15 protein-coding genes are annotated in these 14637 nt (G+C 65.2%); 6 read left to right on the top strand and 9 right to left on the bottom strand.

Annotated elements, in window-relative coordinates; translation table 11 throughout:
• Positions 1-45: 45 nt before the first annotated feature.
• The 4 genes from QX094_RS29810 to QX094_RS29795 all read left to right on the top strand — a co-directional run bounded on the left by QX094_RS29810 (position 46) and on the right by QX094_RS29795 (position 4696).
• Positions 46-1968, top strand: a complete 1923-nt coding sequence (locus tag QX094_RS29810) for a potassium transporter Kup (protein WP_315714497.1) — start codon at positions 46-48, stop codon at positions 1966-1968.
• Positions 1969-2076: 108 nt separating this feature from the next.
• Positions 2077-2406: a rhodanese-like domain-containing protein gene (locus QX094_RS29805; RefSeq protein WP_315714496.1), complete on the top strand. Its 330-nt coding sequence runs from the start codon at positions 2077-2079 to the stop codon at positions 2404-2406.
• Positions 2407-2415: 9 nt separating this feature from the next.
• Positions 2416-3579 (top strand): aminotransferase, encoded by a 1164-nt coding sequence (locus QX094_RS29800; RefSeq protein WP_315714495.1) that lies wholly within the window; start codon positions 2416-2418, stop codon positions 3577-3579.
• A gap of 10 nt (positions 3580-3589) precedes the next feature.
• Positions 3590-4696 carry a polyamine ABC transporter substrate-binding protein gene (locus QX094_RS29795; RefSeq protein WP_315714494.1) on the top strand — a complete coding sequence of 369 codons (1107 nt, stop codon included), beginning with the start codon at positions 3590-3592 and terminating at the stop codon, positions 4694-4696.
• Positions 4697-4830: 134 nt separating this feature from the next.
• Here QX094_RS29795 and QX094_RS29790 read toward each other — a convergent pair whose 3' ends face one another.
• From QX094_RS29790 to QX094_RS29760, 7 genes are all read right to left on the bottom strand, one after another.
• Complete coding sequence (locus tag QX094_RS29790) at positions 4831-5208, bottom strand: VOC family protein (RefSeq protein WP_315714493.1); 378 nt, start codon at positions 5206-5208, stop codon at positions 4831-4833.
• Positions 5209-5367: 159 nt separating this feature from the next.
• Positions 5368-6300 (bottom strand): lipid A biosynthesis lauroyl acyltransferase, encoded by a 933-nt coding sequence (locus QX094_RS29785; protein ID WP_316171233.1) that lies wholly within the window; start codon positions 6298-6300, stop codon positions 5368-5370.
• 16 nt (positions 6301-6316) lie between these two features.
• The gene (locus tag QX094_RS29780; RefSeq protein ID WP_409977896.1) at positions 6317-7591 is read right to left on the bottom strand and encodes a beta-ketoacyl-ACP synthase; all 1275 of its coding nucleotides are present in this window, start codon (positions 7589-7591) and stop codon (positions 6317-6319) included.
• A 38-nt stretch (positions 7592-7629) separates the two neighbouring features.
• A complete protein-coding gene (locus QX094_RS29775; RefSeq protein WP_316185897.1) occupies positions 7630-8835 on the bottom strand; it encodes a beta-ketoacyl-ACP synthase in 1206 nt (401 codons plus the stop codon).
• Complete coding sequence (locus QX094_RS29770) at positions 8832-9302, bottom strand: 3-hydroxyacyl-ACP dehydratase FabZ family protein (RefSeq protein WP_315714490.1); 471 nt, start codon at positions 9300-9302, stop codon at positions 8832-8834. Before QX094_RS29770 ends, QX094_RS29775 begins: the two co-directional genes overlap by 4 nt.
• Positions 9303-9311: 9 nt before the next feature.
• Entirely contained in the window at positions 9312-9593 is a 282-nt protein-coding gene (locus tag QX094_RS29765; protein WP_006609130.1) for an acyl carrier protein, read from the bottom strand.
• Positions 9594-9810: 217 nt separating this feature from the next.
• Entirely contained in the window at positions 9811-10161 is a 351-nt protein-coding gene (locus QX094_RS29760) for a hypothetical protein (protein WP_315714489.1), read from the bottom strand.
• Between the two features lie 237 nt (positions 10162-10398).
• Between QX094_RS29760 and QX094_RS29755 the strand changes: the two genes are divergently transcribed.
• Positions 10399-11025, top strand: a complete 627-nt coding sequence (locus tag QX094_RS29755; protein WP_315714488.1) for a ParB-like protein — start codon at positions 10399-10401, stop codon at positions 11023-11025.
• A 5-nt stretch (positions 11026-11030) separates the two neighbouring features.
• On the opposite strand, the gene QX094_RS29750 is transcribed toward QX094_RS29755, so the two are convergent.
• Entirely contained in the window at positions 11031-11615 is a 585-nt protein-coding gene (locus tag QX094_RS29750) for a peroxidase-related enzyme (RefSeq protein WP_316185898.1), read from the bottom strand.
• A gap of 159 nt (positions 11616-11774) precedes the next feature.
• On the bottom strand, positions 11775-13529 hold the full coding sequence (locus QX094_RS29745; protein WP_316185899.1) for an ATP-binding protein: 1755 nt from the start codon (positions 13527-13529) through the stop codon (positions 11775-11777).
• 479 nt (positions 13530-14008) lie between these two features.
• On the opposite strand from QX094_RS29745, the gene QX094_RS29740 reads away from it, so the two are divergent.
• Positions 14009-14530 (top strand): Hsp20/alpha crystallin family protein, encoded by a 522-nt coding sequence (locus QX094_RS29740; protein WP_315714485.1) that lies wholly within the window; start codon positions 14009-14011, stop codon positions 14528-14530.
• Positions 14531-14637 lie beyond the last annotated feature (107 nt).

Genomic DNA, 14637 nt, shown 5'->3' with positions numbered 1-14637 from the left:
GCGTTGTGCAGTGAAGCATTAACGAGTCCTCGAGGGGGCTACCCCATGACAGTCGACGTCGCAGCTACGCCCGCGGAAGCGCCGGCGACCAACGGGCATGGCAACGCCCATTCCACGGCGAGCTTCGCGGCGCTGACACTGGGAAGCATCGGTGTCGTCTATGGCGACATCGGCACCAGCCCGCTGTACGCGTTGCGTGAAGCGGTCATGGCTGCGAGCAGCAGCGGCGAAGCTGCGCCTCACGCCGTGATGGGGGTGATCTCGCTCATCCTGTGGGCTCTCATCGTCGTCGTGACCCTCAAATACGTCGTGATCCTGCTGCGCGCCGACAACCACGGCGAGGGCGGCACCCTGGCGCTGATGGCGCTCGCCCAGCGTGCGGTCACGCGCGGCGCCAGCGTCATCGTTCTGCTCGGTATCGTCAGCGGCGCGCTGTTCTATGGCGACGCGGTGATCACGCCGGCCCTGTCCGTCCTGTCGGCGATCGAGGGCATCAAGCTGGTGACGGCGGCGTTCGATCCCTACGTCGTGCCGCTCACGGTCATCATCCTGGTCATGCTGTTCGCGGTCCAGGTGCGCGGCACGGCCAAGGTGGCGGCGTTCTTCGGCCCGATCATGCTGATCTGGTTCCTGGTGATCGGGATCGCGGCGTTGCCGCCGATCCTGCACCATCCGGAGGTGCTGTGGGCGATCAACCCGCTGCATGCCGTGACCTTCATGCTGCATCACGGGATCATCGGCTTCATCACGCTCGGCGCGGTGTTCCTTGCCGTCACCGGCGCCGAGGCGCTGTATGCCGACCTCGGCCATTTCGGCAAGCGGCCGATCCAGACCGCCTGGCTGTTCATCGTGCTGCCGTCGCTGGCGCTGAACTATCTGGGGCAGGGGGCGCTGGTGATCGCCGACGCGAAGGCGATCGAGAACCCGTTCTTCCTGATGTTCCCGGATTGGGCGCTGATCCCGATGGTCGCGCTCGCCACCATGGCGACCGTCATCGCGAGCCAGGCCGTCATCACCGGTGCCTATTCGCTGACCCGGCAGGCGATCCAGCTCGGCCTGCTGCCGCGCTTCGAGATCCGTCACACCTCCGAGGCGCATTCTGGCCAGATCTACATTCCGCGCATCAACAAGCTGCTGCTGATCTCGGTCATGCTGCTCGTGCTGATGTTCAAGTCGTCCAGCGCGCTGGCCTCGGCCTACGGCATCTCGGTCACCGGCACCATGGTCGTGACGGCCATGATGGGCTTCGTCGTGATCTGGAAGGTCTGGCGGTGGTCGCCGTTCGCGGCCGCCGCGCTGATTGCGCCGTTCCTGTTCCTGGACCTGACCTTCCTGGCGGCGAACCTCCTGAAGGTGTTCGAAGGCGGCTGGGTGCCGCTGGCGCTGGGCGGCTTCGTGATGACGCTGATGTACACGTGGCGGCGCGGCAGCCGGCTCTTGTTCGACAAGTCGCGCAAGCTCGAATTCCCGCTCGCCGATCTCGTGACCATGCTTGAGAAGCGTCCGCCGCAGCGGGTGGCCGGTACGGCCGTGTTCCTGACCAGCGATCCCTTGAGCGCGCCGACCGCGCTGATGCACAGCCTCAAGCACTACAAGGTGCTGCACGAAAAGAACGTGATCCTGACGATCGAGACCGCGCCGACGCCGCGCATCGAGCCGTCCGAACGCGTTCGCCTCGAGCAGATCAGTCCGACGTTTTCCAAGGTGACGTTGCGCTTCGGCTTCATGGAATCGCCCAACGTGCCGCGCGCCCTGGCGATCGCGCGCAAGCTCGGCTGGCAGTTCGACATCATGTCGACCTCGTTCTTCCTGTCGCGCCGCGCGCTGAAGCCGGCTGCGCACTCGGGCATGCCGCGTTGGCAGGATCACCTGTTCATCTCGATGAGCCGCTCCGCCAACGATGCGACCGACTATTTCCAGATCCCGAGCGGGCGGGTGGTGGAGGTCGGCACCCAGGTCACGATCTGAGCTCGAGACCCATCCCGTCAGCGTGCCGAAGCGCTTGATTTTCGCAGCGTCTGGGGTGAGTTTGGCGGCCGGATCAGGGCCGATACGGCCCCGCTGAAGGCTTGGAGGATGGGCGTGGCTGTTGTGCACGATTTGACCCCGCAGGACGTGGCCCAGGGGATCGCGGAAGGGCGAATTCTTCTGGTTGACGTGCGCGAGCCGAATGAAGTTTCCGCGGAAGCCTATCCCGACGGCGTCGTCGTTCCGCTGTCGGGCTTCGACCCGAAGCTGATCCCGGATCCCCAAGGCAAGGACGTCGTGTTCGCCTGCCGCTCTGGCAAGCGCTCGGTGACGGCATCGCTCGCCGCGCAGGCCGCCGGGCTGCCCTACGACAAGCATCTCCAGGGCGGTATGCTCGGCTGGAAGGCGGCCGGCCTGCCGACCAGGACCGGCGGCTGACAGGCGATCATGATCTCGCAGAACAAGGTCTTCGCCGACCTGCCCGTCACCATTTTCGAGCAGATGTCGCAGCTCGCGCGCGACAACGACGCCATCAATCTGGGGCAGGGCTTTCCCGACGATCCGGGCCCGGAGGATATCCGCCGCGCCGCAGCCGACGCGGTCCTCAACGGCTACAATCAGTATCCGTCGATGATGGGCCTGCCGGAGCTGCGCCAGGCCATCGCCGCGCACTACAAGCACTGGCACAAGCTCGATCTCGATCCGATGAGCGAGGTCATGGTCACCTCCGGCGGCACCGAAGCGCTGACGTCGGCGATCCTGTCGGTGGTCGAGCCGGGCGACGAGGTGATCTGCTTTCAGCCGGTCTATGATTCCTATCTGCCGATCATCCGCCAGGCCGGCGGCATTCCGCGCCTCGTCCGCCTCGAGCCGCCGCATTGGCGGCTCTCGGAGGAGATGCTGCGGCAGGCGTTCTCGCCAAAGACCAAGGCGGTACTGTTCAACAACCCGCTCAACCCGGCCGCGGTGGTCTACCCGCGCGAGGACCTCGAGCTGTTGGCACGCTTCTGCCAGGAGTTCGACGCGGTCGCGATCTGCGACGAGGTGTGGGAGCACGTCGTGTTCGACGGCCGCGCGCACATTCCGCTGATCGCGATTCCCGGGATGCGCGACCGCACCATCAAGGTCGGCTCGGCAGGCAAGATCTTCTCGTTGACGGGCTGGAAGATCGGCTTCGTCTGCGCCGCGCCGCATTTGTTGCGCGTGGCCGCCAAGGTGCATCAATTCCTGACGTTCACGACCGCGCCGAACCTGCAGGTCGCAGTCGCCTACGGCCTCGGCAAGTCGGACGACTATTTCGTCAACATGCGCAGCGAGCTCGCGCGCAGCCGCGACCGGCTCACGGCCGGTCTCGAAAGCCTGGGCTTTCCCGTGCTGAAGGCGCAGGGAACCTACTTCCTGACCGTCGACCTTTCGCCGCTCGGCCTCAACGAGACCGACGAGCAGTTCTGCCGCCGCATCGTCCACGACTACAAGGTGGCCGCCATCCCGGTGTCGGCGTTCTACGAGACGGATGCCGTGACCTCCGTGGTGCGGTTCTGCTTTGCCAAGAAGGACGCAACCCTGGATACGGCGCTGGAGCGTCTGTCGGACGCCATCCACCGGCGCTAGGAGACAAGTGATGACGCGCGGCTGCATGGGTTCGGCTCTGGCGCTGGCCGTCGCGGCGTTGACGCTTTCCGTACCGGCGGGGCGCGCCGAGGAGCGCGTCGTCAACTTCTACAACTGGTCGAACTACATGGCGCCCGGTGTCCTTGACGACTTCACCAAGGAGACCGGCATCAAGGTGGTCTACGACACGTTCGACGCCAACGAGACCCTGGAGACGCGGCTGCTCGCCGGCAAATCCGGCTACGACGTCGTGGTGCCGACCGCGTACTTCCTACAGCGCCAGATCAAGGCAAAAATCTTCCAGCCGCTCGACAAGTCGAAGCTGCCGAATCTCGCCAATGCCTGGCCTGTCGTGACCGAGCGTCTCGCCACCTACGATCCCGGCAATCAGTTCGCCGTCAACTACATGTGGGGCACGACCGGGATCGGCTACAACGTCAAGGCGGTCGAGAAGATCCTGGGTCCCGGCGCGCGGATCGACAGCTGGGACATGGTGTTCAAGCCGGAGAACCTCGCCAAGTTCAAGGATTGCGGAGTCCACATGCTGGATTCCGCCGACGACATCTTTCCGGCGGCGCTGAGCTATCTCGGCATCGACCCGAACTCGACCAGGCAGGCCGACCTGGAGAAGGCGGCCGAGGTGGTCGGCAAGGTCGCGCCATCGGTGCGCAAGTTTCATTCGTCGGAATATCTGAGCGCGCTCGCCACCGGCGAGATCTGCCTCGTCGTCGGTTGGTCCGGCGATATCATGCAGGCGAGGAGCCGTGCCCAGGAAGCGAAGAACGGCGTCGAGATCGGCTATGCGATCCCGAAAGAGGGGGCGCAGATGTTCTTCGACAATTTTGCGATTCCCGCCGACGCCCCGCACGTGGCTGAGGCGTATGCGCTGATCAACTACCTCTACCGCCCGGAGGTCGCCGCCAAGAACTCGGACTTCCTGTCCTATGCCAACGGCAACCTGGCCAGCCAGAAGCTGATCGACCCGAAGATCCTTGGCGACAAGAACATCTATCCGGACGACGCGACCTTGAAGAAGCTGTTCGTCATCACCGCCCGTGAGCCGGCGACGCAGCGGATCATCAACCGGCTCTGGACCAAGGTGAAGACGGGCAGGTGATGACTCCCGTCATTCCGGGATGGTGAGCAAGCACCAGACCCGGAATCTCGAGATTCCGGGTTCGATGCTGCGCATCGCCCCGGAATGACGAGACTTGATCGCTTGGTTTGATCTGACAAATCGGTTGAGATCGATCACGTCATCCGGTGCATCGCGCAGAGCTTGTTGCCGTCGAGGTCGCGCAGGTAGGCGAGATACAGCTTGCCGGCCGAACCTTCACGAACACCAGGCGGGTTTTCGCAGGTGGTGCCGCCGGCTTCGAGCCCCGCCGCATGCCAGGCGTCGGCCTGTTCGGGCGAGCTGCAGGCAAAGCCGATGGTGCCGCCATTGGCAGGGGTCGCGGGCTGGCCGTTGATCGGCTTCGACACCGAGAAGATGCCGGTCGGTGTGATGTAGAAAATGCGGTGGCCGTCGACCCTGGCGGGGCGCACGCCCAGCGTCCCCAGCAGCTTGTCGTAGAAGGCCTTGGCCTTGTCGAGGTCGTTGGTGCCGATCATCACATGCGAAAACATTCGCGCTTGTCCTCCCTGGAGCTTCCGAACATCTGTCGGATCGGCGGCCAAGGTAGCGAGCGTTCGTGTAGGAGGTAAGAGTTTTCTTCGGATGGGCCTGTCGACGGCATCGGATGCTGCCAACCGGCTTCCTTGGGGTGGAATTTGGTACGGCGCGAGCTACCGCCAGCGCCGGTGCAGCCAGAGCCATTGCTCGGGATATTCGCGGACCCAACTCTCGACGACGTCGGTGATCGCCTGCGTCGTGCCCTGGATGTCGATCTGTCCGTCGGCCGTCCGCACCGGCGTCACTTCCTCCGAGACTTCGGCGCGGAAGCGATTGCCGGGGAGGCGGATGATGCGCACGCCATGCACCGGGCATTCGACCTGGCGTAAGAGGCGGGCCAGCATCGGATTGGCGCGGGTCTTGCGGCCGAAGAACGTCACCTCGACGCCGCCGGTCAGGTACTGATCGACCAGCATGGCAACGTGCTGGCCGTTCTTGAGCGCCTGGGCCAGCCGCAGCGGGGCGTCGCGGCCGGCCGGGACCAGTGTGCCCATCTTGACCTGCCGTATCTCCTGGATGATGCGGTCGGCGGCGGCGATGTTGGGTCGACGATAAAGGATCGCCGTATCGAGCTTATGGGCGACCGCCGCCAGCGCCGGCATCTCCCAATTGGCGAGATGGCTGGCAAAGATCAGGGCTGGCTTGCCGTCGAGACGGAGCTGATGAAACAGCTCATGGGTGCGCGGCGACAGCTCGATCCGGCTGCGCTCGGGATGCGCCTCGTCGTAATCCCAGATCTTGTCGAGATGGGCGAACTCGGCGCCGACGCGGCCGAGATTGTCCCACACGCCGGCGAGGATTCTCTCGATCTCGTCGGGCGATTTCTCCGGGAAGGCCGCGGTGAGATTGTCGCGACCAATGCGCTGCTCGCGCAGGCGTGGCCCGATCATCTGCGCAATGCGCGCGAAGCGGTCGGCCGTCTTCTGCGGGTCGAAATAGCGCGTGGTCCTGAGCATGCCGACCGTCAGCGCGCCGACGGCGGAAGCCCCGGCCGACTTCACGGCTCGGCGGATCACGAGCTTGGTCCGGAGGGGCAGGAGACTCATCGATGGCAGCGGCGGATCAGGCCGGTTCGCGCGTCAGGATCAGCGAGGCGTTCTGGCCGCCGAAGCCGAACGAATTCGACATCACGGTGGTGACGCGCGCATCGCGGGCCTTGTTGCCGACGACGTCGAACAGGATCGCGGGATCCGGAATGTCGTAGTTGATGGTCGGCGGAATGCGCTGATGCTCGAGCGTCTGCAGCGAGAAGATCGCCTCGACCGCGCCGGCTGCCGAGATCGTGTGGCCGACCATCGACTTGTTCGACGACACTGGAATCTTGCTGGTGTGCTCGCCGAACACGGCGGAGACGCCGACATATTCCATCTTGTCGTTCTCGGGCGTGGCGGTGCCGTGGGCATTGATATGGTCGATCTGCTCAGGGGCCATGCCGGCATCGGCGAGCGCCTTGCGGATGCAGCCGATGATCGGCTTGCCGTCCGGCGAGGAACGGGTGCGGTGGAAGGAGTCGGTCAGCTCGCCGCAGCCAGCGACGACGCCGAGGATCTTGGCGCCGCGCGCCACGGCCGCGTCGTAGCTTTCCAGCACCAGCGCGCCGGCGCCCTCGGCCATCACGAAGCCATCGCGGTTCTTGGAGAACGGCTTGGAGGCGGCCTGCGGCGGGTCGTTCTGGGTCGACAGCGCCGACAGCAGCGAGAAGCGCACGAGCCCTTCCGGATTGACCGAGCCTTCGGTGGCGGCGCATAGCGCGACGTCAGTCTCACCGCGTCGGATGGCTTCGACGCCGAGCTGGATCGCGGTCGCGCCGGAGGCGCAGGCGGTCGACAGCGAGATCGGCGAGCCCTTGGTGCCGAAGGTGTCGGACAGCGAATCGGCGACCGAGCCGAACAGGAAGCGGTGGTGATAGTTGACGAACTTGCCGCCGCCGCAGACCTTCAGCAGGTCGTCATAGGTGAACTGAGTGCCGCCAACCTCGTGCGCGAGCTCCAGACGCTGGGGCCACTCGATCTCGACCGGCGCCACGGCGAGAAACAGCGGGCCCGGAAAATCGCCCTTGCTGCCGATTCCAGCCTGCGCGATGGCTTCCTCGACGGCCATGTGACCGAGCCGCTCGGACAGTCCCGTCGACGTGAACGGCGCCACGGGGACGAAATCGACCGTGCCGGCCATGGTCGTCTTCAAGCCGTCGATCGGAAACCGCGTGATGGTGCGGATTCCGGACTCGCCGGCCACGAGCTTGTTCCAATTATCGGACTTGCCTGCCCCAAGGGAGGTGACGATGCCCATCCCGGTCACGACCACGATGGGGCGTCCAAACTTGTCGCGTACACTCATGATGTCCCCCGTCGTGTCTTCTTAAGGCCGTGCCGCGTTCACTTGACTGCTTCGACCAAGGCCATGCCTTCGCCGCGGTAGTGGCCGGCGCCGACCACCACGATCTGGGCCGGAGCATCCTTCATGTCGGTCTCCACGCCCGAGGCGTCACCCGGCGCGAACAGCGCGCCGCGCGAGATCGAGAGCGCAGCGAGCGCGAGACCGAGCGCGAACTGCGCCTCCATCGAATGGCCGAAGCGGGTCCCGCTCGAGCGCACCGCGAACGCCTTGTGATGGTCGAGGAATGCGCGCTCCTCCGACGTCACCGGCTCGGCGCCGGTCGCGCCGGTGATGATGGCGCCGGGGGCCTCGTGGACGTCGAGCGCCAACCACAGACGGTCCAGCGTTCCGGTCACCGCGCCTGCCTCCTTGCGGCGGGCGCGGTCGGCGACGACCTTGCTGAGCCGGGCCAGCGGCTTGGCGCCGCGGGCCTCGGCATGTGGCCTGGATTCCAGCACCAGGAACGCGCCGGCCGATCCGAGCGCGAAGCCCGGATGGTCCTTGCGGGACCAGACCGGCTTGAATTCGTTCTTCAGATTGTAGTCGCCGAACTCGTACAGCACGAGCAGATCCTTGCGCTCGCCATTGTGCGAGCCGCCGACCAGCGCGATGTCGCTCTGGCCGCCGGCGATGCGGGCCAAAGCGATCTTGAACGCGTCGACGCCCGCAACCTCCTCGCCCATGAAGGTGCGCGAGGTGCCGCAGACGCCGTGCGAGATCGCGATGTTGCCGGCGAGCAGGTTGGACAACTGCGCCAGGAACAGGGTCGGGCGCAGGTCGCTCATCAGCCGATCGTTCAGGAAGCCGGGCGTGCAATTGCCCTGGGCTTCCGCGTTGAGGATCGCGGTGTCGACGGAGATGTCGCGCTCACCGCCGCCCGCGGCGACGATCATGTCCATCCGCGACAGGATGTCCTTGTTGCCCTTGAGGCCGGCGGAATCCAGCGCAAGCCCGGCGGCATAGGTGCCGATGCGCTGCCACGCCTCCATCTGGCGCTGCTCCTTCTTCGGGATCTGCGCTTCCAGATTCACCTTGGCCCAGGGATGCACGATGTAGGGCGCGAAACCCTGCTCATCGACGTTGATCCGGCCGGAGTTGAGGGCGTCCCAGTTCGCATCGAGTCCCTCGCCAAGCGAGGTCGCAAGACCGATACCGGTGATCCAGACTTCGACGGGTTCGGAGGTCACGGCTGTCGTCTCACTCATCGCTGCAGGACCTGTTGCGGAAAGCCGACGCGCTCGGCGACGGCGTCCATGTGCCCGCGCAGCTCCGGATTGGGGAAGGGGACGTGACTGAAAGTGATGGTCGCATTCGAACGCAGTTTGCCGCCGACCTTCACGCGCGCTTCGGTCATGGCGTAACCGGAGCCCTCGTGCAGCACGTTGGCCTCGACGGTCAGCACCTCGCCCGGCGACACGAAGCCGCGCATCTTGGCCTCCTTGACTGCGGCAAGGAACGGCATCCGCTCGAACTTCATCAGCGCGAGCAGCAGCCAGCCCGATGTCTGCGCCATCGATTCGATCAGGAGAACGCCGGGCATGATCGGATAGCCCGGGAAATGTCCTTCGAAGATCGTGCTTTCGGTGGGGACCTTGGCTTCGACGGTGATGGTCTTCTCGTCCAGCCGGAGATCGAGAATGCGGTCGATGAGCAGGAAGTATTCGATCTGCATGGCGGGCGCTCACGCGCCCTTGGCGGCGACCAGCTCGTCGATGCGGGCGCACAGGTTCTTCAGCACGAAATACTGCTCGGTGCTGGCTTTGCCGTCGTTGACTTCCTGCGTCCACTTCTCGAGCGGCAGCTTGATCCCGAAGGCCTTGTCGATCGCAAATGCGATGTCGAGGAAATCGAGGCTGTCGATGCCCAGATCGTCGATGGCATGGCTATCCGGCGTGATCGTGTCGCGCGGGATGTCGCAGGTTTCAGCGATGATCGTGGCGACCTGATCGAATGTTGAGGACATCACTAAGCCTTTGATATTTTGGAGCTAATCCGGTAGGTGGCGACGGGAGGACACCGCGCCCCCGGGGCCGTCTGATGCGAGCCCTTCTACCCCCGTCGCCCGGGAGTCGTGTGCCCGTATATCGGAGCGACGCGGTGAGTTCAATGGAGCCGGACACGGCGGTTGTGGCGGGATTGTGATGCCTCGTCGGCCGCGGCAGCCGCGTCCAGCAGGGGGATCAGGGCGTGTAGGTCTCGGTGATGATGCGGGCGCAGTCGCGCCGTCCGGTCAGCAGGCAGTCCTGGGTCTTGCGCAGGTCGGCAATGCTCATCGCCAGCCAGATGCCGATCGCGGTCAACGCGACCGTGAAGGCGATGGCGGCGATGTTGGCCAGGATGCGGTGACGGAAGTCATCGGGCTCCTCGCGGGGCTGCTCATACCGGGAGAGATCGAGTGTCGGCCGCTCGCCCCGATGCAGCTGAATCGGCGGACTGCCGCCCTCGGTGACGCGCCGCACCGGACTGCTGCGCGGCCGGAACGGCACCACGCGATGCTCTTCCTCCGCTGCAATGGGGCGCTGGGACTTCATGCCTCGACTCCGATGGTCCTTTCTAGCACGCAGGCCCGACCTCTCACAAAGAAACTTTGCCATAATTGAGCTGCATCAGCAAAGCATCTCGCTCCTCGGATGCATCCAATCGGCGCCCGCTCCGCGGGTGATTGGAACCTGCCGCGGCCGGTCCGAACGGCGTCGCAGCTACGGGCAGATGCGCTGGAACGGCTCGGCAGGCGTGGCATAATGCTGATCATCCCCCGGAGCCCAGCCATGGCCAATACCCGCGAGCCGCTGCTTCATCCCGTGCCGATCCTGTCCCTGCGCCCGACGCAGATGACCGTGGGCATGCGCGAGGTGAAGGAGAAACGCGAGCGCTGGCGCGAGCACAAGTCGAAGAAGAAGCAGGCCGAGCTGCTCGGCAAGCACATGATCCCGGTGGTGCTTGGTCCCGATGAGCGGCACTACGTCGTCGACCACCATCACCTCGCCCGCGCGCTCCATGACGAGGGCGTCAAGGACGTGCTGGTCACGGTGATCGGCGACCTCTCGATGGTCGATCGCGAGGCGTTCTGGGGCGTGATGGACAACAAGCGCTGGGTCTATCCTTACGACGCCAAGGGCGAGCGGCGGCATTTCAAGGATCTGCCGAAGTCCGTCGCGAATCTGAAGGACGATCCGTTCCGCAGCCTGGCCGGCGAGCTGCGCCGCGCCGGCGGCTTCGCCAAGGACACGACGCCGTTCAGCGAGTTCCTATGGGCCGACTTCCTGCGCCGCAAGGTCAAGCGCAAGACGGTCGAGACCCATTTTGCCGCCGCCATGGAGCACGCGCTGGCGGCCGCAAAGAGCCACGACGCGGTCTATCTGCCCGGCTGGTGCGGGCCGGCGTCGGACGACTGATCGTCTCACGTGGTCTTCGGCAGCCGCCCCATCAGGTAGAACTCGTCGTTGGGCCGCATGCCCGTGACATTCGCGATCCGGTTCGACAGCGCGAAGAACGCCGCGATCGCGGCGATGTCCCAGATATCGTCGTCGCCGAAGCCGTGGCCGGCCAGCGCCTTGAAATCGGCATCCCCGACCGTTTGCGCCTCGAGCGCCACCTTCATCGCGAAATCGAGCATCGCCCGCTGCCGTGGCGTGATGTCGGCCTTGCGGTAGTTGATCGCGATCTGGTCGGCGATCAGGGGATTCTTGGCGCGGATGCGCAGGATCGCGCCGTGCGCGATCACGCAATACTGGCACTGGTTGGCGCTCGAGGTCGCGACCACGATCATCTCGCGCTCGGCCTTGGTCAGCCCGCCGTCCTTCTCCATCAGCGCGTCGTGATACGCAAAGAACGCGCGGAACTCGTCCGGCCTGTGCGCAAGTGTCAGGAACACGTTGGGCACGAAGCCGCTCTTCTCCTGCACGCCGAGCAGGCGGGTGCGGATGTCGTCCGGCAGCGCATCGATTGCGGGCACGGGGAAGCGGCTGATGGCGGGCTGGGTCATGGCAACGGGTCCGGCATGCGTGGCAGGGGGCGAACCTTAGTCGATCGCGGCGCAGGCGCAACGGTCCAGCTCGGTCCATCACCCGCCAGTGGCGGAGTGCCCGCAAGGCCCCCTCGGCAGCCGTCGTCGATCGGGAGTTGAGAGGAGCCGCCGCCGGCTTTAGCGCAGCGGCTTCTTCAGCAGCGAGAAGCGGTCCGGGTCGAGGCCCATCGACGGCTGCAGCATTGGCGCGTCCAGCGAGGCGGACAGGCTGCCGCGATCTCCGAGGTTGCCGGCGCCGCTGTCGCCGCTCGACGCGTCCCGGCTCGAGGTCGCTCCGCGCCAGCGCTCCAGCACGGCACTGACGAAATGCATGTCGTGTCCGGCATTCACCGATCGGACGGTGGCGATCGTCGCCTCGCTGCGCGGCAATTGATGCAGCGGCACCTCCTTGAAGCGCAGCCGGGTCGGCAGCGCGACGCCTTCGCCGAACGCCAGCACCTCACGGGTGCCGAGCGAGGGAACGAAGGAGAGCAGGTTGGCAGCGGCATCCGAGACCGCCGAACGCAGCAGCGACTGGTCGCGCTCGTTGGCAAGCCGCATCGTGAACAGCGTGTTGCACTGGGAGATGATGGTGGCGTCGAGCTCGGCCGGCCGCTGGGTGATCAGGCCGAGATAGACGCCGTATTTCCGGCCTTCCTTGGCGATGCGCGAGATCGCCTTGCGGGTCGGGCCGAAGCCGATCGAGCGGTCGGCCGAGGCGTAACGGTGCGCTTCCTCGCAGACGAACAGCAGCGGCGAGACGCCGTCGCTCCACAGGCCGAAATCGAAGGCCATGCGGCACACGACCGAGACCACGGAGTCGACGACCTCGGCCGGGAAGCCGGCGAGCTGCATGACCGTCATCGGCCGGCCGTTGGCCGGCAGGCGGAACAGGTGGCTGATGACCTCGGCCATGGTGTCGCCGCCGACATTGGCGTTGTCGAACATGAAGGCGTAGCGCGGGTCGTTGCGTACCGTCTCGATCCGCGAGATCAGCTTGTGATAGATGATGCGCGAGGAGCGGTTCTCGAGCTTGCCCATGCGCTCGTCGATCAGGTTGATCAGGTCGACGAGGCGGTAGGGCACCGGCGTATCGACGGTGTAGCCGACGGTCTTCGGGTCGATGCGCTTGAGCCCGATGCGGTCTGTGTTCTGGTATTGGGTGTAGATGCCCTTCGCCAGCGGGATCACTTCGGCCAGGATGTCGAGCTCTTCCGGCACGCCCGGTCGGCCGCCGAACAGGACGTCGACGATCTCCTCGAAATTGAACAGCCAAAACGGCAGCTTCAGGTTGCGCGGGTTCAGCACCAGCGCCTTTTCACCAAAGCAGCGGCCATATTCGTTGTGGACGTCGAGCAGGAAGATGCGCAGGTTCGGCCGCGCCTTCAGGATCTCGTTGAGCAGCAGCGACACGCCGGTCGATTTGCCGACGCCGGTCGAACCGAGCACGGCGAAGTGCTTCGACAGCATTTCCTCGACATTGACACAGGCGCGCACGGAGGTGTCCTGCTGCAGCGCGCCGATGTCGATGTGGTCGCCGGCGGTCGGCGTGTAGATCGTGCGCAGCTCCTCGCTCGTGATCATGTCGACGGCGTCGCCGATGGTCGGGTAGTGGGTGACGCCGCGCTGGAACTTGGGCCGTTCGGCCGGCCCGAGAATCTCGCCGAGCAGGTCTACCGAAGCCGTCGCGACGTATTCGTTGGCACGCGAGAGGTCCTCGCTGGTCACCTCGGTGATGATCGCAATGATCGTGGCGCTCGGGCAGCGAATGCTGACGAAACGGCCGACTGTCGCGCGGATATCGGAGACGTTCATCTGCTGTGTCGACAGAATGCCGACGCGGGCCTGGGAGCCCCGCACCGAGATCACGCGTCCGAAGGATGTCACGGTCATGAAACCTGTGGTGAATTGTTGAGTTGACACCTTCTCTGCTGGGACTGGAAAATTTGTTAAGCGGGCAATGTTTGTGAATGCGCCGGCCGCCCAGCCCGGTGGTCGGAGGGTCGCGCGGGGCGTTGCGATCGCACCTCCTCAATGGGACCTAAGGCCTTGCACTGTAAGGCTTTCTCCATCCTTTCCTCAAGCGTCGCGCGAACCGTTCGGGTTAACGTCCGGTTCACCATCTCCAAGGCTCTTCCTGAACGGCTCTTCGGCTGTGGAGGCCCCGGCGCCGAAAGAAACCTGGAGGGGCTGCCGCGCCGATCCGAACCTCCAGCCGCTCAGCGATTTGATCGCAATCAATCTGGAACCCGGGCGTGCCGCCTATATTTTTCTCGTCAAGCGCGAGGGAGCGGATGCCGGCCGATCAACGAAATCGGTCGCGCCCATGCCGTTGCGGACCCGATCCTCGCGTGAAGCAGGAGGATGATGTTATGGCTGAACCTACCAAGCTGCCCGTCAACACCGAGAAGGCAGGTGCGCCATCCATGCAGGGATGGCGGCCGTTCGAGAACCTGCGCCGCGAGATCGATCGCGTGTTCGAGGACTTCCATGGCGGGATCTGGCGCACGCCGTCGCTGTTCGACCAACTGCCGGGCCTGGCCCGCGCACGGTCCTTTGCCGTGGCGCCGGCGGTCGACGTCGCCGAGCACGACAATGCCTATGAGGTCACCGCTGAGCTGCCCGGCCTCGACGAGAAGAACGTCGAGGTGAAGGTTGCGAGCGGCGTGCTCTCGATCAAGGGCGAGAAGCAGGAGGACAAGGAGGAGAAGAAGAAGGACTATTACGTCCGTGAGCGCAGCTTCGGCTCGTTCGAACGCTCCTTCCAGATCCCCGACGGCGTCGACACCGACAAGATCGAGGCCGTGTTCAAGCAGGGCGTGCTCAAGGTCACCCTGCCGAAGAAGCCCGAGGTACAGAAGGCCGCCAAGACCATCGACATCAAGGCGGCGTGACCGCATCTCGTGGCTGTCCGTCCCATGATCATGGGACAGACGATGGATCGGACACCAAGGAAGGGCCGCGCGTGCGGCCCTTTTTTTCGCGGAGCTGCAGGGGTAAT

Origin of the sequence: Bradyrhizobium sp. SZCCHNS1050 (genome assembly GCF_032484785.1) — a bacterium.
In the GTDB taxonomy this organism is placed as follows: Bacteria; Pseudomonadota; Alphaproteobacteria; order Rhizobiales; family Xanthobacteraceae; genus Bradyrhizobium.
This window is presented reverse-complemented; position numbering and strand designations above follow the sequence as displayed.